Annotated in this window: 22 protein-coding genes; 7 read left to right on the forward strand and 15 right to left on the reverse strand. The window is 62.8% G+C overall.

The window, feature by feature from the left end:
- Positions 1–21: 21 nt before the first annotated feature.
- From DBZ45_RS09055 to DBZ45_RS09070, 6 genes are all read right to left on the reverse strand, one after another.
- Positions 22–531, reverse strand: a complete 510-nt coding sequence (locus tag DBZ45_RS09055; protein WP_111903588.1) for an SRPBCC family protein — start codon at positions 529–531, stop codon at positions 22–24.
- A gap of 476 nt (positions 532–1,007) precedes the next feature.
- Positions 1,008–1,181, reverse strand: coding sequence for a hypothetical protein (locus DBZ45_RS22920; RefSeq protein WP_190243066.1), 174 nt, complete (start codon positions 1,179–1,181; stop codon positions 1,008–1,010).
- Positions 1,182–1,257: 76 nt separating this feature from the next.
- Positions 1,258–1,380 (reverse strand): hypothetical protein, encoded by a 123-nt coding sequence (locus tag DBZ45_RS23380; protein WP_262982849.1) that lies wholly within the window; start codon positions 1,378–1,380, stop codon positions 1,258–1,260.
- Positions 1,381–1,426: 46 nt separating this feature from the next.
- Positions 1,427–2,932 (reverse strand): NAD-dependent succinate-semialdehyde dehydrogenase, encoded by a 1,506-nt coding sequence (locus tag DBZ45_RS09060; protein WP_111903589.1) that lies wholly within the window; start codon positions 2,930–2,932, stop codon positions 1,427–1,429.
- A gap of 86 nt (positions 2,933–3,018) precedes the next feature.
- The gene (locus DBZ45_RS09065) at positions 3,019–4,698 is read right to left on the reverse strand and encodes a BCCT family transporter (RefSeq protein WP_111903590.1); all 1,680 of its coding nucleotides are present in this window, start codon (positions 4,696–4,698) and stop codon (positions 3,019–3,021) included.
- 118 nt (positions 4,699–4,816) lie between these two features.
- Positions 4,817–5,767, reverse strand: coding sequence for a flavin reductase (locus DBZ45_RS09070; RefSeq protein WP_111903591.1), 951 nt, complete (start codon positions 5,765–5,767; stop codon positions 4,817–4,819).
- 118 nt (positions 5,768–5,885) lie between these two features.
- On the opposite strand from DBZ45_RS09070, the gene DBZ45_RS09075 reads away from it, so the two are divergent.
- The 7 genes from DBZ45_RS09075 to DBZ45_RS09105 are packed head-to-tail and all read left to right on the forward strand — an operon-like array spanning position 5,886 to position 11,418.
- Complete coding sequence (locus DBZ45_RS09075; RefSeq protein WP_111903592.1) at positions 5,886–6,593, forward strand: GntR family transcriptional regulator; 708 nt, start codon at positions 5,886–5,888, stop codon at positions 6,591–6,593.
- 53 nt (positions 6,594–6,646) lie between these two features.
- On the forward strand, positions 6,647–7,315 hold the full coding sequence (locus tag DBZ45_RS09080; RefSeq protein WP_111903593.1) for an amino acid synthesis family protein: 669 nt from the start codon (positions 6,647–6,649) through the stop codon (positions 7,313–7,315).
- The gene (locus DBZ45_RS09085; RefSeq protein WP_111903594.1) at positions 7,312–7,863 is read left to right on the forward strand and encodes an amino acid synthesis family protein; all 552 of its coding nucleotides are present in this window, start codon (positions 7,312–7,314) and stop codon (positions 7,861–7,863) included. The genes DBZ45_RS09080 and DBZ45_RS09085 overlap by 4 nt, the downstream gene beginning before the upstream one ends.
- Positions 7,860–8,600, forward strand: a complete 741-nt coding sequence (locus DBZ45_RS09090) for an alpha/beta fold hydrolase (protein ID WP_190243067.1) — start codon at positions 7,860–7,862, stop codon at positions 8,598–8,600. Before DBZ45_RS09085 ends, DBZ45_RS09090 begins: the two co-directional genes overlap by 4 nt.
- The gene (locus tag DBZ45_RS09095; protein ID WP_111903595.1) at positions 8,597–10,078 is read left to right on the forward strand and encodes an aldehyde dehydrogenase; all 1,482 of its coding nucleotides are present in this window, start codon (positions 8,597–8,599) and stop codon (positions 10,076–10,078) included. Before DBZ45_RS09090 ends, DBZ45_RS09095 begins: the two co-directional genes overlap by 4 nt.
- Positions 10,079–10,089: 11 nt before the next feature.
- Complete coding sequence (locus DBZ45_RS09100; protein ID WP_111903596.1) at positions 10,090–10,290, forward strand: tautomerase family protein; 201 nt, start codon at positions 10,090–10,092, stop codon at positions 10,288–10,290.
- Between the two features lie 60 nt (positions 10,291–10,350).
- A complete protein-coding gene (locus tag DBZ45_RS09105) occupies positions 10,351–11,418 on the forward strand; it encodes an LLM class flavin-dependent oxidoreductase (protein WP_111903597.1) in 1,068 nt (355 codons plus the stop codon).
- Between the two features lie 431 nt (positions 11,419–11,849).
- Here the strand turns inward: DBZ45_RS09105 and DBZ45_RS09110 are convergent, their stop codons facing one another.
- The 9 genes from DBZ45_RS09110 to DBZ45_RS09150 form a co-directional block, all read right to left on the reverse strand.
- Entirely contained in the window at positions 11,850–12,188 is a 339-nt protein-coding gene (locus DBZ45_RS09110; RefSeq protein ID WP_111903598.1) for a P-II family nitrogen regulator, read from the reverse strand.
- A 41-nt stretch (positions 12,189–12,229) separates the two neighbouring features.
- Positions 12,230–13,474, reverse strand: a complete 1,245-nt coding sequence (locus DBZ45_RS09115) for an ammonium transporter (RefSeq protein ID WP_111903599.1) — start codon at positions 13,472–13,474, stop codon at positions 12,230–12,232.
- A 77-nt stretch (positions 13,475–13,551) separates the two neighbouring features.
- Positions 13,552–14,541, reverse strand: a complete 990-nt coding sequence (locus tag DBZ45_RS09120) for a heme-dependent oxidative N-demethylase family protein (RefSeq protein WP_111903600.1) — start codon at positions 14,539–14,541, stop codon at positions 13,552–13,554.
- Complete coding sequence (locus DBZ45_RS09125) at positions 14,538–15,536, reverse strand: PDR/VanB family oxidoreductase (RefSeq protein WP_111903601.1); 999 nt, start codon at positions 15,534–15,536, stop codon at positions 14,538–14,540. The genes DBZ45_RS09120 and DBZ45_RS09125 overlap by 4 nt, the downstream gene beginning before the upstream one ends.
- Entirely contained in the window at positions 15,533–16,039 is a 507-nt protein-coding gene (locus DBZ45_RS09130; protein WP_146617475.1) for a dimethylamine monooxygenase subunit DmmA family protein, read from the reverse strand. The genes DBZ45_RS09125 and DBZ45_RS09130 overlap by 4 nt, the downstream gene beginning before the upstream one ends.
- Before the next feature lie 124 nt (positions 16,040–16,163).
- Positions 16,164–17,165: a heme-dependent oxidative N-demethylase family protein gene (locus tag DBZ45_RS09135; protein WP_223256990.1), complete on the reverse strand. Its 1,002-nt coding sequence runs from the start codon at positions 17,163–17,165 to the stop codon at positions 16,164–16,166.
- Positions 17,162–18,139, reverse strand: coding sequence for a PDR/VanB family oxidoreductase (locus tag DBZ45_RS09140; RefSeq protein ID WP_111903603.1), 978 nt, complete (start codon positions 18,137–18,139; stop codon positions 17,162–17,164). The genes DBZ45_RS09135 and DBZ45_RS09140 overlap by 4 nt, the downstream gene beginning before the upstream one ends.
- Positions 18,136–18,621: a dimethylamine monooxygenase subunit DmmA family protein gene (locus tag DBZ45_RS23450; RefSeq protein ID WP_111903604.1), complete on the reverse strand. Its 486-nt coding sequence runs from the start codon at positions 18,619–18,621 to the stop codon at positions 18,136–18,138. The genes DBZ45_RS09140 and DBZ45_RS23450 overlap by 4 nt, the downstream gene beginning before the upstream one ends.
- A 7-nt stretch (positions 18,622–18,628) precedes the next feature.
- Positions 18,629–19,006, reverse strand: coding sequence for a cupin domain-containing protein (locus tag DBZ45_RS09150; protein ID WP_223256991.1), 378 nt, complete (start codon positions 19,004–19,006; stop codon positions 18,629–18,631).
- Positions 19,007–19,019 lie beyond the last annotated feature (13 nt).

Consider the following 19,019-nt stretch of genomic DNA (forward strand, 5'->3'; position numbering starts at 1 on the left):
AGTCGATTGTAGACGGGTCTACTATGCGTTCGCTGTTGCCTGCTTTGCCAGCGTCTTGACCAAGCCCTTTTCTCCCTGACGCATCATCAGCGCATGGGCGGTCGTGAAGGCAGGGGCGGCGATCGGTGTCAGGAGATTCATCCAGCGTTGAGTGGGGCGGACGCGCCATTCGATGTCCATACGCGTCGCTTCACCTTGCTTTTCGGGGGTGAGCACTACTCGCCCGGTGCCACTCAAATGTCCGCCGGCGTCGAAGTCTATCTCCCGAGGCGCAACGACATCTGTGGGGTGAATGCTGATGGTGAGCGTGTAACCTAACGATGCCTTGAAGTTGAGGTGGGCGGTGGTCGCCTTGAGGATGTCTTCCTGGGAATTGCTCATGGGCTTAGTGCGAACCAGCGGCCCGGCGAAGCTGCAGTGTGGCCACCAACTGGGCCAGCTCATGTTGATGTCGGCAATGATGGCCCACACCTTCTCCGGCGGCATGGGGAGGTGCCAGGTGGAACTGAGGTCGAAGAGGCGCGCGGGCATGTAGATATTTTGGCACGAGGTGTATGCGGGCAGGCTGCACCGTGGTCTTCCATGTGCCGAGGATTGCAGGACGCTGACCCGAGACAAGGCGCCACCTCCCTGGCATCGGAAGAAGCATCGCGTTCCAATATCAGCAGCTTGTGCACAGTCTCTGTGCTCGCATGGTCGTTCGAGAGATTCCCTGTCGGTGGGTGTGCTGACCTCAATTCGCTGGAGAGGCAAAAAGGAACCAGATGCCACACTGCTGCCCCTGCTGCCAGGGACCGAGCCGGTGGTGTCAGGTTCTGGTCTGAGAGTTTGCCCGACCCACTGTCAGAAAAGACGAATCGGAGCCTATCCTCACAGACGTTCGGCAATGTAACTGACGTCAGGTTGGGGTGTGCTTCAACTTAACAGCCGGTACCCCTAGCGTTCCGGGGCACCGGCTGTCGTCGTCTTCATCGCAACAGCATGCGTCTGAGCTGGAGAAGTTACCGCTAGGGGCGCTGCTGCAGTTCGCGAAGGCAGAGGCGAGCTAGGCTCTTGCTCATTCCCGTTCGTTGAGCGAGATGCAGCGGGTCGGTCTTGCCCTCGCCGCCCCTGCTTTGGTCATCCAGATAGGCGGACACCCGCTGCAGGGCCCACTTGGGCAGCTTTGGCGCGTTAGTCATGGCGGCCCAGGATCGTGATGACGTAGCCGTCAGCATGCATGAAAAGCTGCCTGCCATGCGAAGCGTCTGGTTCAAGTCACATCATCGACGAATCATCAGAGGCTATGTCGACCTTTCCCTGCCGAACCACGCGTCCTTGTTGCCGCAGCTCGACAGTTTGCCCGACCAGTGTGTTCCAATCGGAAGCATTTTTAGCCATGGAACTCTCCTTGTACATCCCAACGCACCGGCTCCGACCGGTGCGGCTAACTGGCGTAGGGGTCGTTGATGCCGATGTATTGGGTGGTGGTGTATTCGGCGATGCCTTCGGTGCCGCCTTCGCGGCCGAGGCCGGATTGTTTGACGCCGCCGAAGGGTGCTGCGGCGTTGGAGATGATGCCGGCGTTGAGGCCGACCATGCCGAATTCGATTTGTTCGGCCACGCGCAGGAGGCGGTTGAAGTCGCGGCTGTAGAGGTAGGAGGCGAGGCCGTATTCGGTGGCGTTGGCCTGCCGGATGGCGTCTTCCTCGGTGCTGAACGTGGTGACCGGGGCGACGGGGCCGAAGATTTCCTGGCGGAGGATCTCGGCGTCGTTGGGGACGTCGCCCAGCACGGTGGGCTGGTAGAAGTAGCCAGGTCCGTCCACGGGGGAGCCGCCGGTGATGGCGGTGGCTCCGGCGCCGACGGCGGCACTCACCAGGGCGTGCACGTCATCCCGGGCGCCGGCATCGATGAGGGGGCCGACCTGGGTTTCGGGTTCGGTTCCGCGGCCGGTGGCCAGGGCGCCCATGGCGGCGGCGAACTTGGCTGTGAACTCGGCGGCGACGGTTTCGTGGACGAGGAAGCGGTTGGCGGCGGTGCAGGCTTCGCCCATGTTCCGCATCTTGGCGGCCATGGCCCCTTCGACCGCCTTGTCCAGGTCGGCGTCTTCGAACACGATGAAGGGTGCGTTGCCGCCGAGTTCCATGGAGGTGCGCAGGACGTTCTGGGCGGCGTCGGCCATGAGGCGCTTGCCCACGGGGGTGGAGCCGGTGAACGAGACTTTCCGGAGCCGCGGGTCGGCCAGCAGCGGCCCGGAGATCCCCGAAGCGCTGGAGGAAGAGACGACGTTCAGGACGCCGGCGGGCAGGCCGGCGTCGAGCATGGTCTGCGCGAAGTACTGGGCGGTGAGCGGGGTGAGTTTGGCGGGTTTGAGGACCATGGTGCAGCCAGCCGCCACAGCTGGTGCGACCTTGCGGGTGGCCATGGCGAGCGGGAAGTTCCAGGGGGTGATGAGCAGGCAGGGGCCGACGGGCTTGTGCTGGACGAGGATCTTGTTCTTGCCCTCGGGGGTGGTGAGGTAGCGGCCGTAGTCGCGGACGGTTTCTTCGGAGAACCAGCGCAGGAATTCGGCCCCGTAGGTGACTTCGCCGCGGGCCTCGGCGAGCGGCTTGCCCATCTCCAGGGTCATCAGCAGCGCGAAGTCCTCGGCGCGTTCGGTGACCAGGTCAAAGGCGCGGCGCAGAATCTCGGCGCGTTCCCTGGGTGCGGTCCGGGCCCAGGAGGCCTGAACCGCATCGGCCGCGTCGAGCGCGGCGACGGCGTCCTCGCTGGTGGCCGAGGCGAGGGTGGCGAGTACCTCCCCGGTGGCGGGATCGTGCACGTCAAACGTGCCGCCGTCGGACGCATCCCGCCACTGGCCGTTGATGAGCAGGCCGGTCGGCACCGATGCCAGCAGGGATGACTCACGCTCGGGGGTAATGGCAGGGGAAAGGGCAAGGGTCAGAGACATGGTGCTCCATTGGGAATGGTCGTGAACAGGTGGTTGAGCCTGCCGAATGACTTCGGAGGCTCAACCACCCGCTGGGGAATGAGGTGTTATGGCTGGGGTGTGAGGATCCGGTTGAGGTCGCCTTGGGTGACGGACTTAGTCCGGTCGAACCGGGGGTCGTTCCTGAGTTCCTTGACCAGGCCCACGCCTAGGAGGGCGACGATCACGGTGAACGGCAGGGCCGAGAGCATGGCGGCCTGCTGGAGGGCGCCCAGACCGCCGACGATGAGGAGCACCACGGCGCACAGGCCGGTCAAGAGCCCCCAGATAGTCAGGACAGGCTTGGTGGGGTTTAGTGTTCCGCGGGAGGACATCATGCTCAGGACGAAGGTGTTCGCGTCCGCGCCGGAGACGAAGTACATCACTACCAGGATGATGGCGACGATGGAGGTGAGGCCGGACAGGGGAAGTTCGGCGAGCGTGGCGAAGAAGGCGGAGTTGACGTCGTCGAGGGCGGCGGCGCCGATCTTCCCGCCGTTTTCCATGTCGAACTTGATGGCCGTGCCGCCAAAGATGGTGAACCAGACGAAGAAGACGACGCTGGGGACGATCATGACGCCTGCGACGAATTCGCGGATGGTTCGTCCCTTGGAGATCTTGGCGAGGAATACGCCGACGAAGGCGCCCCAGCTCAGCCACCAGGCCATCATGAAGTAAGTCCACCACTGCATCCACTGGACATCCTCGGGTGTGCCTGGGGTGAGCAGGCTGACGGCGAAGAAGTCGCTGAGGTATGTGCCGAGGGAGCGGAAGAAGAGGTTGGAGATGAAGTTGGTGGGTCCGGTGAATAGCACATAGAGTCCGAGCCCGACGGACAGAACCATGGTGCCCTGGCTGAGGTACTTGACGCCGCGGTTGACGCCGGACAGGGCTGACAGTGTGAAGATCACGGTGATGACGGCGATGATGAGGATCTGTCCCAGCAGGCTGGAGGGAATGCCGAATACACGGTTTACTCCTTCGCCGATCTGCGAGGCGCCGAGTCCCAGGGACGTGGTGGTTCCGAACAGCGTGGCGATGATGGCGAAGACGTCGATCATCTTGCCGAACCAGCCATCGACCAGCTTGCCGAAAATCGGGCGGAGCATGGGGGACACCAGGCCGGGGTTGTTGCGGCAGTGTGTGGAGTAAGCGATTGCGAGGCCGAAGACCCCGAAGACTGCCCAGGCGTGCGGGCCCCAGTCGAAGTAGGAGAACTGCATGGCGCGGATCGCGGCGTCCATGGTGCCGGCTTGGGCGAGGCCGTGCGGCGGGGAAGCGAAGTGGGAGATGGGTTCGGCGACGCCGTAGCTGATGAGTCCGATTCCCATGACTGCTGAGAGGATCATTGCCAGCCATGCCCAGGTGCTGAACTCGGGCTTGGCGTCCTGGGCGCCGAGGCGGAGGCGTCCGAACCGGCTGACGGCGACGTAGATGAGCAGTCCGATGCAGCCGAGGGTAACCACCAGGTAGCTCCAGCCGACGCTCTGAGCTACCCAGTCCATGGCTGCGGTCATCACGCCATTGAGGCTTGTGGAGGAGAGGGATGCCCAGGCCGTGAAGGCGCCGATGAGTCCGACTGACGTCCAAAAGACGGCCCCGGGCCTGTTTCGAAGGCGGTCCGCCTCGGCCAGGGATGTTTCGGTTATTGGTCGGGTGCCGTTGGGGGAGGCAAGGATGGTTGGGCTTTCGTCCGTGCCTGGGCTTTTCGTTTCCATCAGGTCCTCGGCATTTTGTGTGTGGGTCATGGCGTACTCCAGATGCAAGGTTGCATGGGGTTGAAGTTGGTGATTCCCGGGCGGGGGGGACCCGGGTGTCTGGCCCGCCGGCTGCTGGCCGGGTCAGGACGATGATGGCACCTGAGGGTCAGAGTTCCTCGAGCTGCGCACCGTCGAAGAAGAGGCCTGCCTTGTAGATCATGGGGTCCACGTCGGCGACTTCGGCGTGCCGGACCCGGCCGACGAAGATCGTGTGGGTTTTGGCCTGGAAGCGCTCCTTTATTTCCGCCTCCAGCGATGCTGCAGACCCGTCGATGAGCGGTACGCCGTTGGGGCCGGCATGCCATTCCAGATCGGCGAACTTGTCCTGGGTCTTCGAAGCGAAGGTCTTGACCGTCCCAAGCTGGTTGTTGCTGAGGATGTTGATTCCAAAGTGCGAGGACTGGAACAGCGCGGGGTACGTCGACGACGTCTTCTGGACGCAGACGAGAACCAGCGGCGGGTCCAGGGAAATGGACGCGTAGGAGTTGGCGGCAAGACCCTTGGGGGTGCCCTCCTCGTCAACGGTGGTCACGACAGTGACGCCGGTGATGAACTGCCGGTTGAATCCCTTCATGATGTCCTGCGGAAGGTTGCCGGACAGGTTGTCAACGATGACATCCGGGGTTTCATCCTCGAAGGCGGAGCCGAGGGACGGGATGCCCACGTGGGCGAGAAGTTCGACGGCGTCCCAGGTCACCTGTTCGTAGGCGATGCGCCCGTCCCGGAGAGTCAGCGCATTGGAGCCGCGGGTTTCCACGACGCGGCCTGTGGGCGGGACACCCCGAAGGGGGTGGGTGAAGGTTCCAGTCGACTTCCAGAAGATGGCCATGTCATCACCGCTGGCGATGACTTTCTCGATGCGGGTGGTCAGGTCGGGAAAAGCGGCCCGGACATCGAGGATTTCCTGCTGCAGTTCCTTCAGTCCGCACACCTTCTTCGTGCCGGTGCTCTCACGCTGGTAGTCGGCGGTCACGATCGCGTCGAACGCGGTGACATCACCCTCGTCCCAAGCTGCGGTCCAAGCGGCGGTTACGGCGTCGTTGAGTGTCTCTTGCATGCCACAACGGTAAGGCCGGGTGTGATCTACGTCAATAGCTACACCCGAAAACGCCACTAGACCCCTAAAAGACAGCAGTCTCTTGACGGCCGTGTTGTATGCAACGTAGGTTTGATGCATGCAAGAAGTCATTCAGTTGCGAAAGGGCGTTCCGGCGTCCGCGAACCAGGCCAGCATTTTGGACAAGCTCCGGAAGCTGGTCCTCAGCGGCGAGTATCCTCCGGGAGCGCCTCTGCCGGAGCTCTTCCTTGCCGACCAGTTCGAGGTGAGCCGGACACCGGTGCGTGAAGCCTTGAAGCAGCTGGAAAACGAGGGCCTGGTGGAGATCAGGCCCAAGGTAGGGACCTTCGTCCGAATCCCGACCCGGCGCGAGATCGTTGAGCTCTTCCAGCTCAAGGAGAGCCTCGAAGGTCTGGCCGCCAGCCTCCTCGCCCGGCGCGGTACGGTGCCGGAGCTTGACATCCTCAAGCGCAACATCGAGGAATCAGAGCGTGCTGAGCGACGTGCTGACGCCGCGACATACGCCGAACTCGTCCACGAGTTCCACTGGACGATTGTCAAGGGTTCGGATAACTCCAAGCTCGCCGAGCACTACGGGCGCCTCATGAACCAGCTTGCCTACCACCGGATTGTCCTCGAAACCGTTGAGCGTCCGGCCCGGATGCGCGCTTCCATCCGCGAACACCAGTCTGTGGTCGATGCCCTCATGGAAAAAGACCCTGTTGGCGCCGAGCTCGCCATGCGGGGCCACGTCAGCGCCTCCAGCTTGGCCGCGGCACGGGGCGCAGACACCGGCAACGCCGCCGGCGAAAAAACACAAGCTTAGTCACCGAAGGGAACCCCATGACTGCCACTAGCTCCCCAAAGAAGGGTTGAACCGTGTCCGAGACAACAATCATCCCCGTGGCCGAAGGAACCAACCTCGCGTCGGCGATTGAAGAACTCGCCCGGGAAGTCGGGGTCCGCAAGGTCACCGTGCTGACGGAGGAAATCCTCCGTGACGGGTCGGGAGCCCTGGCCACCAGCGTGACCAGGGCTGCCGCCGCCGCCGTCATCCGCAACCCATGGAGCGGCTCGGCTGTCTCCACTGACCTGGCACCCGAAACCGAACGCATAGCTCCCGTTCTCGCCAAAGTTCTCACCGACCGCCTCACAGCAGCCCTCGGAGGCGCCGGCGAGATCGAGGCGTTCGGCAAATCCGCCGTTGTCGGGCTGAAGGGCGAAGTTGAACACGCCGCAGCGCTCATCCACACGCCCTACTTCGGAAACCTGGTCCGTGAGTTCCTCGAAGGCACATCAATCCTCTCCTTCTCGGACGAACGGGCAGAGCCCGGAACCACGATCGCCGTGCCGATGTGGCACAAGGAAGCCGCCTCCACACGAAGCCACTACCAGACCCTGACGCTGAACCTGAGCGATGCACCCCACCCCGACGAGATAGTTGTCATCGCCGCCGCCTCAACCGGTTCGCGCCCGCATCCCCGCATCGGTGACCGAACCACCGACCGACCCGTAACCGCTGAAATCCTGGAGGGAATCCTGCCGTGAAAATCCGCAAAATCGTTACCCTGTCCGAAGAAATCCTGACCGAGGGCGGTCGCCCCGTAACCCCCGGAGCCCGGGTCGCGATCGCCGTTGCAGTCGTGGAAAACCCGTGGGCCGGCCAGGGCTTTGTAGAGGACCTGACCGAAGGCATCGATGCCATCGCCTCGGACCTCGGCGCGCTCCTCGCCCCCAAAGTCATCGAGGTGCTCGGCGCTCCCGTAGAGGCTTACGGCAAGGCCGCCATCGTCGGCATCGAAGGCGAGATCGAGCACGGCTCGGCGCTGATCCACACGCTGAAGTTCGGTGACCACTACCGCAAGGCCGCTTCCGCCACCACGCTGCTGCCCGCCGTCGAAAAGCGCGCACCCGCCGGCACGGTCTTCGACATCCCCATGAAGCACATCACCGACGCAACCATCCGCTCGCACCACCAAAGCGTGGAGGTCCGGGTGGCCGACGCACCCCACCCCGGCGAGATCCTCATCGCCCTGGCCGCGTCCGCGCAGGGACGGCCGCAGGAGCGCCTGGCGCCCCTGTCCACGGAGCAATGACCCAAGTGTCTGAAACGCCCATTGCCCTTCTGCACGGCGTCGGCCTTGACGCCAGCATGTGGGCCCCGGTTAGGGATGCCCTCAAGCGTGACTCAGTGGCCATCGACCTGCCGGGCCACGGACGGCAGCCAGCCCTGGCGGAACCAACCACCCTGGCCGAACTTGCCGAAGACGTGCTGGGCCGCCTCCCGGAGCGAAGCCACCTGGTGGGCTTTTCGCTCGGAGCACTGATCGCGCAGTACATCGCCAGGTTCCACCCCGACCGGATCGCGACTATGACCTGCGTGAACTCCGTCTGCCAGCGCACCGAGGACGAATCAAAGGCCGTCCTCAAGAGGCTGGAGGCGGCAGAGTCGGATTTCCCGGCCACCGTCGAAGCCTCCATCGACCGCTGGTACACCGGCACGTCCGTGCCTGAAAGCGTTGTGGAAGCAACGCGCCGCACCCTGGAAGCGAACGACGTCGAATCCTTTGTGCACGCCTACCGCGTGTTCGCGGTCGGTGACGCGGTCATCGGTCCGGAGCTTGGCAGCGTCCAGGTGCCCACCCTCGCTGTCACCGGTGAGCTGGACCCCGGATCAACGCCGGAGATGACCCGGCGCCTGGCAGCAGCGATCCCGGGTGCCAAGAGCCTCGTGGTTCCTGGCGCACGGCACATGCTGCCGGTCCAGAACGCTGACGTTTTGGCCGGGGCAATTAATGACTTCATCCAAGAATCGGAAGGAGAACGGGCATGACGCTCCGACTCGACCACTTCATCGGGGGTACCTGGTCTGCTCCCGCCGGCGGGGAATACTTCCCCAGTACCAACCCGGCAACGCTCGAGCTGCTGTATGAAGCGGCACGGGGAACCGAAGAGGACGTCCGCCGCGCCGTGGCAGCAGCCAAGGAAGCGTTCGAATCCCCGCTGTGGCGCGACCTCACGGCCACCAAGCGAGGCCACCTCCTCCGACGCCTCGGCGACCTGATCGGCGAGCACGCAGACGAGCTCGCGGAGCTGGAAACCCTGGACAACGGCAAGCTGCTGCGCGAGATGCGCGGCCAGCTCGCCTCTCTGCCCGAGTACCTCTACTACTACGCCGGGCTGGCGGACAAGGTCCAGGGCAGCCAGATCCCCACCAACTCGATCACCATGCTGAACTACACCCAGCGCGAACCCCTCGGCGTCGTCGGGGCCATCACCCCCTGGAACTCGCCCCTGACACTGACCACGTCCAAGCTGGCCCCGGCCCTGGCCGCCGGCAACACCGTGGTCATCAAGCCCAGCGAGTACACCTCGCGGACCATCCTGCGGGTCGCCGAGCTGGCATCCCAAGCAGGGTTCCCCGACGGCGTCGTGAACGTCGTCACCGGCTTCGGGCAGGAAGCCGGCGCCGCGCTGGTAAGCCACCGCGACCTGGCAAAGATCTCCTTCACCGGATCTACGGCGACCGGTGCCCGCATTGCCGCGGAAACGGCGTCGCGCTTTATCGGTTCAACCCTTGAGCTCGGCGGCAAGAGCCCCAACATCGTGTTCGAGGACGCCGACGTGTCCAACGCGGCGATGGGCGTCATCGCCGGGATCTTCGCAGCAGCGGGCCAGACCTGCATCGCCGGCAGCCGCGTCTTCGCCCACCGCAGCGTCTACGACGAACTCGTCGAACGCGTCGCCGAACGCGCGGCGTCTATCATCATCGGTGACCCGCGGCTGGCCACCACCGAACTCGGACCCCTCGCCTTCGGCGCCCAGCTGGACAAAGTGAGCTCCTACGTGGACATCGGCGTCAGCGAGGGCGCGACAGTCCGGACCGGAGGCAAGCGCCCAGACATCGAACTCCCGGGTTACTTCTTCGCACCCACCGTCCTGACCGACGTCGACAACTCCATGCGCGTCGTACGGGAAGAGATTTTTGGACCGGTCGCCGCAATCATGCCCTTCGACTCCGAGGACGAGGTTGTCGGCCTCGCCAACGACACCGAGTACGGGCTCGCTGCCGGCATATGGACGCAGAACCTGGCCCGGGCCCACAGGATGGCCCGCCGGCTGGAAGCAGGCACGGTGTGGGTCAACACTTACCGCGCCATGTCCCCGATGTCGCCGCGGCAGGGGTTCAAGAACTCCGGTGTTGGCATCGAGCACGGACTCGAGTCCATGCACGACTACACCCGGCTCAAGAGCGTCTGGATCAACACCGACGAAGGTCCCGTCTCCGACCCGTTCGTCCTGCGCAGCTAAAGGAACCCGAAATGCCTCTCATCGAAGTGTCCATCGCCCGGGGCCGGACCCCCGAGCAGCTCCGCTCGCTCATCAACGAGCTGCACCTGGCCGCAGAAAAAGCTGTCGGGGCGGTCCCTGAAAACACCACCGTCATCGTCCGCGAAATCGAACACGAGCACTGGTCCCGCGGCAACCAAACCATCGCCGAACGCAACGCGGCTGCCACCTAGGCAGGCTGCAGCCACCAATTTACGCGCAGGCGAAAATCGCCGCAGAACGAAGGAGTAACAATGCGCTTTTCCCTCTTCGTCCACATGGAACGATGGGACGATTCCGTCTCCTACCAGGAATGCTTCGAGAACCTGACGGAACTCAGCCTCATCGCGGAGGCCGGCGGCTTCAGTACCGTCTGGATCGGCGAGCACCACTCCATGGAATACACCATCTCACCGAGCCCCATGCCCCAGCTCGCCTACCTGGCGGCGCGGACCTCGAAAATCCGTCTGGGCGCCGGGACCATCATCGCGCCGTTCTGGAACCCGCTCCGGGTAGCGGGCGAGTGCGCGCTCCTGGACGTCATCAGCAACGGCCGGATGGAAGTGGGCCTGGCCCGCGGCGCCTACCAGTTCGAATTTGACCGGATGCTGGGCGGCATGTCAGCGGTCGACGGCGGCAAGCACCTCCGCGAGCTCGTCCCGGCAGTCCGCGCCCTCTGGGAAGGCGACTACGCTCACGACGGCGAGGTCTGGCAGTTCCCCACCTCCACCAGCATCCCCAAGCCCGTCCAAAAGCCGACCCCGCCCATGTGGATCGCAGCCCGCGACATCTCCTCCCACGAGTTCGCCGTCGCTAACGGGTGCAACGTCATGGTCACGCCCCTGATGAAGGGCGACGAGGAAGTCGAAGACCTGGCACGCAAGTTCGACACCGCCGTGGAGAACAACCCCGGCGTCCCCCGCCCCGACCTCATGGTCCTCCGGCACACCCACGTCCACTCCGCCGACGAGCCCGAAGGCTGGCGCCGCCCCGCCGAAGGCATCAACAAGTTCTACCGCACCTTCGACGCCTGGTTCGGCAACAAGACCACCCCCGTCAACGGCTTCCTCGAGCCCAGCCCCGAAGAAAAGTTCGCCGAGCGTCCGGAATTCAGTCCCGAATCCCTCCACAAGACCGCCATGATCGGGACGCCCGACGAAGTCATCGAACGCCTCCGTCGCTACGAGGCACTTGGCGTCACTGAATTCAGCGTCTGGTCTGACAACAGCCTCACCCACGAAGAAAAGAAGCGCTCACTCGAGCTCTTCATCGAACATGTGGTACCGGCCTTCCAGGAACAACCCGCCGCCGTTTCCATCTGACACTACGTACACAGCCGTAAGGAGCTAATTCCTTCGCCCCCCAGGCTGCGGAGAGTCGGTACAACCTTCATGCTGAACCAACCGAGTCATTAGTAACACCGTCATTACTAACACCCCGGTCTTTGGACCGTGTGATACTTTTACTCCCTCTCTCGGCTGGTGGTACCGGCGGAAATGAGGATCTCGTTTCCGCCGGAATCGTAACCAGACGCCTCTGTCCAAGCTGGCGATTTGTCTAAAAGCGATGCACCAAGCGATCGAAAACCCGAACTGCGCCCGACTCCGATCTGTGGCGTGAGCAGCATCAATTGCTGGGCACCTAAGGCCTGGACTTCGGCGGCATCCCCTATCATCAGATATCAAGCAAAAGGATCCCCGCCTGTTGATAATTCCACCAGGCAGGGATCCTTTTGCCGTGCGGATCGGAGATGTCAGATCGCCTCGACACCGCGTTCTCCCGTGCGGACACGAATGACGTTGGAGATGTCCTGTGTCCAGATTTTCCCGTCCCCAAGGCTTCCAGTTCGTGCTGCCATCACAATGGTTTGAATGACTCCTTCTGCGTCTTCGTCCGTGACGATTAGGTCGATACGAACCTTGGGGCGGAAGTCCACCTGAAACTCCGTGCCTCTGTACATTTCTGTGTGCCCCTTTTGCACTCCGTAGCCTTTTACGTCACTGACCGTGAGGCCCGTGTGCAGGGTGTCGGCCAGAGCGTTCTTGACTTGCTCTAACCTGTAGGGCTGGATGACTGCTGTGACGATCTTCATGGTGCTCCTCGGATGATCCTCAGGGTTTTGAACTGCAGGGGCTATTCCACCTCGGCGTAAGCCGATTCAGCATGTAGTGTCAGATCCAGGCCGCGGTGTTCGGTTTCTTCATCGACCCGGATGTTCATAACTTTGTTTAAAGTCCAGGCGATCGCGTACGTGGCGATGAACGCATAAAGACACGTTGCTGCAATAGCGATCAGTTCTCTCCACAGAATGCTCCAGTCCCCTCCGAAAACGAGACCTGTCACGCCTGCGGGTGCTGACTTTGCTCCAATCAGCACTACGCACAGTGTCCCTACGATGCCGCCGATGCCGTGGACTGCGAAGGCGTCGAGGGTGTCATCGACTCCCCACTTCTGCTTCCATGTAATGGCCCAGCAGACAACTGCCCCGGATGCGGCACCAACAGCGAGTGCGCCGAGAGGATTTACGGCATCGGCGGATGGAGTGATGCCGACCAAGCCGGCAATGGCGCCGGTTGCGAGTCCGAGAGCAGACGGGCGTCCATCCCGCACCCGCTCGATTGCGAGGTATCCGATTATGCCGGCGCAGCCTGCCAGGAGTGTGGTCATCACGACGTATTGGGACAAGAAGTTGGCTCCTGCAGCCGACCCGCCATTGAATCCGAACCACCCAAACCACAGGATTCCTGCTCCCAGGATGGCGAAGGGAAGGTTATGAGGCTTCGCTTGGGGGGCCTTGCTTTTTCCTAGGACGAGGGCAAGTGCGAGGGCGCCTACACCTGCCGTCATGTGCACCGCAGTGCCGCCAGCGAAGTCGTGGAGGTGAACGACGTTGCGCAGCCACCCGCCGACGTAACCGGTCTCTTCGTCCGTGTAGGTGAACACCCAGTGGGCGATGGGAAAGTAGACGACCGTCAGCCAAATGGCGCTGAAAATTATCCACGCGCCGAATCTCATCCGCCCTGCGGCTCCGCTGGCAACGATGGCTACGGTTATCGCGGCAAACAGGACGAAGAAGGCGGCCCAGTATATCGACTGTGGACCGCCGCTTCCGTCGTCACTCTCAAAGCCGATCATCCCGAAAAATTCGAATGGGTTGCCGACAATGCCCAGGCCGGCAACGGAGTTTCCCGAAACCATGCCGTATCCGTACAGAACGTAGAGGATGGCAGTGACAGCGAGGGTGCTCAGCACCATCATGAACATGTTGAGAATGTTGTTTTTCCCGAGCAGCCCGCCGTAATAGAAGGCAAGCCCGGGGAACATGAGCGCTACAAGGGCGAAGGCGGCCAGAAGCCACGCGAGGTCTGCCTGTGGCATGGAGTACTCCGATCAGAAAGTTGAAGTGTTGGGACAGGGCCCTTGGTGTTGTCCAAATCCCGGGCACGGAGGCCTGGTCAGTTGAGCAACCAGGCGGCAGCGGCGGCCCGGTAGTCGCTTACTCCCTTGTAGGCTGCAATGTCTTCCGGAGTGGACATCAGTATTTGGGCCAGCTGGTCCCGCCATGCGGGAATGGCCTTGATCTCCTCAAGTGAAGCCATGTAGGTGCGGATGCTGAACGTCACCGCTCCTGACATCGGAAGACGAATGAAGTGCTCCAATTCGATGCGGAGCTGCAAGTTCCCGAAGTTGCGTTCCGCGACGAGCCGCGGGATGTCCTGGCCCCATTCCGGCAGCTCTTCGAGACTGATGTCCAGCTTGCGGGAGCCTGAGGCGGAGAGCGTCCAGTTGACTCTGCGGAACACCTGGTCTGCCGGTAGCCGCATGAGGAACTGTTCCGCCCTCGAGGTGATGCCCTCGCGGGTGAGTCTTGGCACCGGTTGGTGGATTTCGGTGAAACTCATGCCGGCGTCGAAGGTGACCGACCAGGCGGCAGCAAAGGTGACAAGACCTGCGTCGAAGTGCATTTGCCCGCCGCGCTCCTTGACCAGGAGCAGATCGTCCGGAATCTCCCTTCCCAGGAAGGTCATCGGGTCGTGCTGCAGCGACGATTCATCGCCTACGACGAAGGTTTGGTCCGTGCCGAGGAGGTGGTTTTGCCACCGGACGAGGTCGCCGTCCTCGTGCAGTTGCATGTGCTCCGGATGGGTGATGGCCAGGTCTCTGAGGTAGTACATCAGCAGGTCCCAGCAGGCCGGCATCATGCCGGGCAGGATTTGGACCCTGTCGGGGTCGGCGGCAAGGATGCGGCGGCGTTCCTTCATGATGTGCGCGTAGTCATCTCCGCCAAGGTCGACGATGTTGGCACCCCATTCGCCTCCAGCGGTCTTTTTGCGCATGCGCGCAGGCTCGACGTTGACGCTGTACTGGAAGTCCTGCTGGTCTTCGGCGAAGGGCCACGGCAAAGTCGTGGTGTATTTCGTGCCTTCGGAAATGTTGGTGCTCATATGTCGACCTCAATTTCTTCGCCCCGCGAAACGCAGCAGAGCATGGTGGTGTTGGTGCTCTTTTCTTCTTCGCTCAGGACCAGGTCACGATGTTCGATCGTTCCGGATCGGACGGCTATCCTGCACTCGCCGCACACGCCTTGGCGGCAGAGGTTGGCCACGTTGTGCCCTGCGTCAAGGAGCTTTTGCAGCAGGCTCACCCCCGGCCCCACCGAGAGGAATTCTCCGGTGGAAGCGATTTTGACCCGGAACGCGCTGCCTGCGTCCTGTTTCGGTGCCTCAAATCGCTCCACGTGCAGGCGGTTTGAGGGCCATCCTGCACGCAGGCCTTCCGCGCCATAGGTCTCGAGCATGTCCACGGGACCGCAGGCGTAGGCGTGGGTCCCCAGGGGTTGCAGGTGCAGTCGCTGGCGGAGCAGCTCTATGCCCGCCTGTTTCCCCACCGCTTCATGAAGGTCCAAGTGGCCTTCGGCAGCCAGAATCCTGAGATCGTCCAAATGGGCCGCTGCCCCGGATCGATAAATGTATATCGCCTCTGCGGCCCGCCCCCACCTTGCGGCGGCGCGCGCGTGGGAAAGCACGGGCGTGACCCCGATGCCTGCAGCAACGAGCAGCACTTTCCTGGCTGCTGGATCCGGTGAAAACAGGGACCGGGGCCCTTCAACCAGGACGGTACTGCCGACGCCAAGGTTGGCGTGCAGCCACTGCGACCCTCCACCTGTGCCGTGCCGGAGGACCGAGATCCCATAATGGCGGGGATTGACGCCGTCTCCAACGAGCGAGTACGCGTTTCGCTTCCCGCCAGCTTGGATGATGAGGTGGCTTCCCGGCTCATAACTGGTGAGAACACGCCCGGCGGGATCGCCAAAAACGAAATGGGTTATATCCGCGGTAAGGGTTTCAACAGCCAGGACGACCAGTTGCCGGGGGTGCGTTTGGTAGGAGTGGTGCAGGTGCCCCGACGCCCGGCTTGAGGTATCGACCACCGTACTCATGGCAGTTCCCGTGCCAGGGCATCTGAGGCGAGGTAGCTTCCCCGCACGCCGGACAGGTGGGCATGGATTTCGACGGTCCTGTCGCAGGCCGGACAGGTCACCACATCACCCACGCCACCGACGACACTGCTCGTCGCGCGGCAGTGTGCGCAGTAGATGGGAAGGTCGACAGCGTTGGTGACAAGACTGAGGACCTCCTTTTCCAGCGCTCCAGCGGCGCGGGCAAGGGCGACGGTTTGCAGCACATCGAATTGCCGGCCCACAATCATGATGCGTACGCCGTTCAGGCTGGAAGCCAGGGCCTGGCGAAGCTGGCGTCGGGTTTCTGCGTTGATTTCGCTGAAGGTTAACCATTGAACCTGCCCTAGTTCTGCAGCCTCGGCAATCCACGCTCTGGCAAGGGCTGCATTCTCGCCGGAGCCAAAAGAAACGATGAGAAATGAATTGCCGCTCCGGTCGACAGCTGTGTCCGGGCGGCCCGTGCGGGTGTTCAGGTTCTGCACAGCTGTTTCAGCTTGCCGGAGGGCCGGGGATGGGGCGCTGGCAATCCTGGTCCGAATGTCCACCTTCATGATGGTTTTCATTGGGCTCTTCCTGTTCCGGGTTGGCTTGATGGGAAGGCGGTTGTCATCCGGCGAGCAGCCAGTCCGATGCGGCCCTGCGGTAGCGGTTGATGCCTTTGTAGTCGGCCATGTCCTCGGGGAGTTCTGCCAGGACACGGCCAAGGCGTTCCCGCCAGGCCGGGACCTGGGCAATGTCCGACAGGGGCAGGAGGTGGGTGCGGACCAGGAACAGAACCGCGCCCGAGTGGGGGAGGCGAATGAGGTGCTGGACTTCCACACGAAGGTGCAGCCGCTCCGGCAGGCTGGGGTCTGCTGAAACGGTGCTGCGGTCGCTGGCCCACTCAGCGTAGGTCTCGGTGGAGGTGTCCAGGCGCCGGTCTACGGTCATGGTCCAGTTGGTTCTGCGGTACTTTTCCCCCGGCTGGAGGCGCATGAGGAACTGCTGGGCACGCGCCATGATCTGCTCTTCATGAACGCGGGGGACGGGGCCATGGACTTCGAGGAATTTCATTCCCACGTCAAACCCCAAGGACCAGTCTGCGGCGAATGTGACCAGGCCGGCGTCAAGCCAGAGAGCGTCCTCTCGCTGGTCAAGGAGCGCGATGTCGTCCTGTATTTGGCTGCCCAGGAACCGTAAGGGGCCTTCAGGCAGGGTTGCGTCATCTCCATAGGTGAATTCCAGTTCAAGGTCCTGCACAGTGTTCCGCCAGGTGCAGGCGTTTCCATTCCTTGTGAAGGAGAAACTTTCCGGATGTTCCTCGGCCAAGAGGGGGAGCAGGGTGGCAATGGCGTCCCAGACAGCGAACCGCATATGGGGCAGCACTTGCGCGCGGGATGGATCCAAGTTCAGTACCTTTTCGCGCTCCTGCAATTCCTCCAGGTAATGTTCATCGATGTCCAGGATGCAGGTGCCCCAGGTACCGGCCTCTGTCTGCACAGGGTTCGGGGCAGGCTCCACATTGGTGCTGTACCGGTAGCTGTCAGCGGGAAAAGGAAAAGGGAACCGGGCGATTCGCGCGGGGAGGACGGCGGAGCCGGGTTGGTCGTGCATGATGTCGGTGCTCAAAGATCCAGCTCCAATTCCTGGTCCAGGCTGCGCGAGACGCAGCACATGATGGTGGTGTTTGCGGCTGTCTCCGCGTCGGTCAGGTAGAGATCCCGGTGCTCTGGTGCCCCCCTCAAAACCGAAAGGGAGCACTCGCCACATACGCCCTTGCGGCACATGTTGCGGATGCCTATTCCTGTTTTTTCAAGGGCTTCCAGCAGCGAAACTCCTTCCGGGACGTCCACGGTGGTGCCGCTGCGCGCCAGGCGCGCCGTGAAGGGTTTGCCCGGGTCCAGCTCGGTGGCGCCGAAGGGTTCCGAGTGCAGGCGGCTCTTTGGCCAACCTTGCTCCGCGGCCGCGTCCAGGACGGTGTCCATAAAGGCGGCCGGGCCGCACACGTAAAGGTGTGTACCGATCTGCTGGCTGCTGAGCTTTTCCCGTAATTCCTCATGGAAGGAATAGCGGTCGGTGCATTCCGTCAGAGCAGGTCCAAGCAGCTCGCGGGCCTCCCCAACGTGTGCTCCCGCTCCTGGGCGGTAGACATAGAGCAGCGACACCGCTTCCCCTTTTTCGGCAGCCGCCCGTGCATGCGAAAGCATGGGTGTGATGCCGATCCCTGCTGCAATGAGCAGATGATGGGTGGCGGTCGCTACTGGCGAAAAGGCGCTGCGCGGCCGGGATGTCCGGACACGGTCACCGATCCGGAGGCGGTGCATCGCCAAAGAGCCGCCTGCACCGTCCTCAACCCGGAGTACAGATATCGTGTATTCAGAGGGCACGCTGCCTGAACCGGTCAGGGAGTACGCGTTTGCACCGTCCCCGTACTGGACCACCAAGTGGCTTCCAGGAACGTAACGGGGCAGCGGGGCCCCGGTCGGATCGCTGAACGTGATGCCGGTGACCGACGCCGTTTGAATGCAGACATCGGTGACTTCGAGGTGGAGGCCCTGCTGGACTGCCGGGTGGACTCCCGCTTCGAGTGCCGTTGTGGTCATGCTGCCTCCTCGGCGTGGGCTGCGAATCCAAGGTAGGCGGCTTGTCGTCGGGAGAAGTGGCCGGTGATTGCCAGGGTGGTGGCGCAGCCCTGGCAATCAACTTCCGATCCCGGCCCCCGAGCGGATGAAGTCGTTGCGTGGCAATGTCCGCAAAACACCCTCCATGTTCCGGCTCCTTCGCTCAGCAGCCTGATCTCCTCCTGGACAAGCCCGCATTGTGCAGCGGCCGCGGCCGCTGCACAAATGTCGGATTGCGGCCCGGCGAGCACGAGGCGAACCCCCACGAACGTTGATGCAAGCACCGACTTCAGCTGCCTGAGGCTTTCGTGATCAGCTGACTCGAAGTGAAGGTTTTGCCGCGGTCGCCCGTCCGTGCTTTCAGCCGCAAGGGATTCTGCATGTCCGAAGGACACCAAGACAACCCCCCGGTAGCCCGTGGCGCGGCCGGCCGCTGCTGAAGGATCTACGGATGCGGGTTTCATCAAGGTCCTACGGTGCAAAGGAGCGGTGACCGGTGTAGAACCCCAGGGCGTAGTCGGGCGTCTCGAACTTCACTGTGGTGCCCTTAGGAAAGAACAGCACGTCGCGTTCCTTGGCCCGCACAACGTCGCCGGTTCCCTGGTCAGTCAGGATGAACTCTCCCTGCACTACGACCTTCATTTCGTCGTAGGTGTACTCGTAAACCAGGGGCTCGGAGGCCCTGAGTTCGAAGAAGCCAGCGCTGATCGCCGAGCCACCGGGGTTGGAGAACGAATCACCAATTGCGGCGTCCACGCCCGGCTCATTCATCGAGGGAAGGCCCGTATAACCGCCTTCCACTTTCTGGATCGATCCAGCCTTGGTTACGGTTCCTGTCAGTGCTTCCACGGTTCCTCCTGTT

This window comes from Arthrobacter globiformis (assembly GCF_003261175.1).
GTDB classification, from domain to species: Bacteria; Actinomycetota; Actinomycetes; order Actinomycetales; family Micrococcaceae; genus Arthrobacter; species Arthrobacter globiformis_A.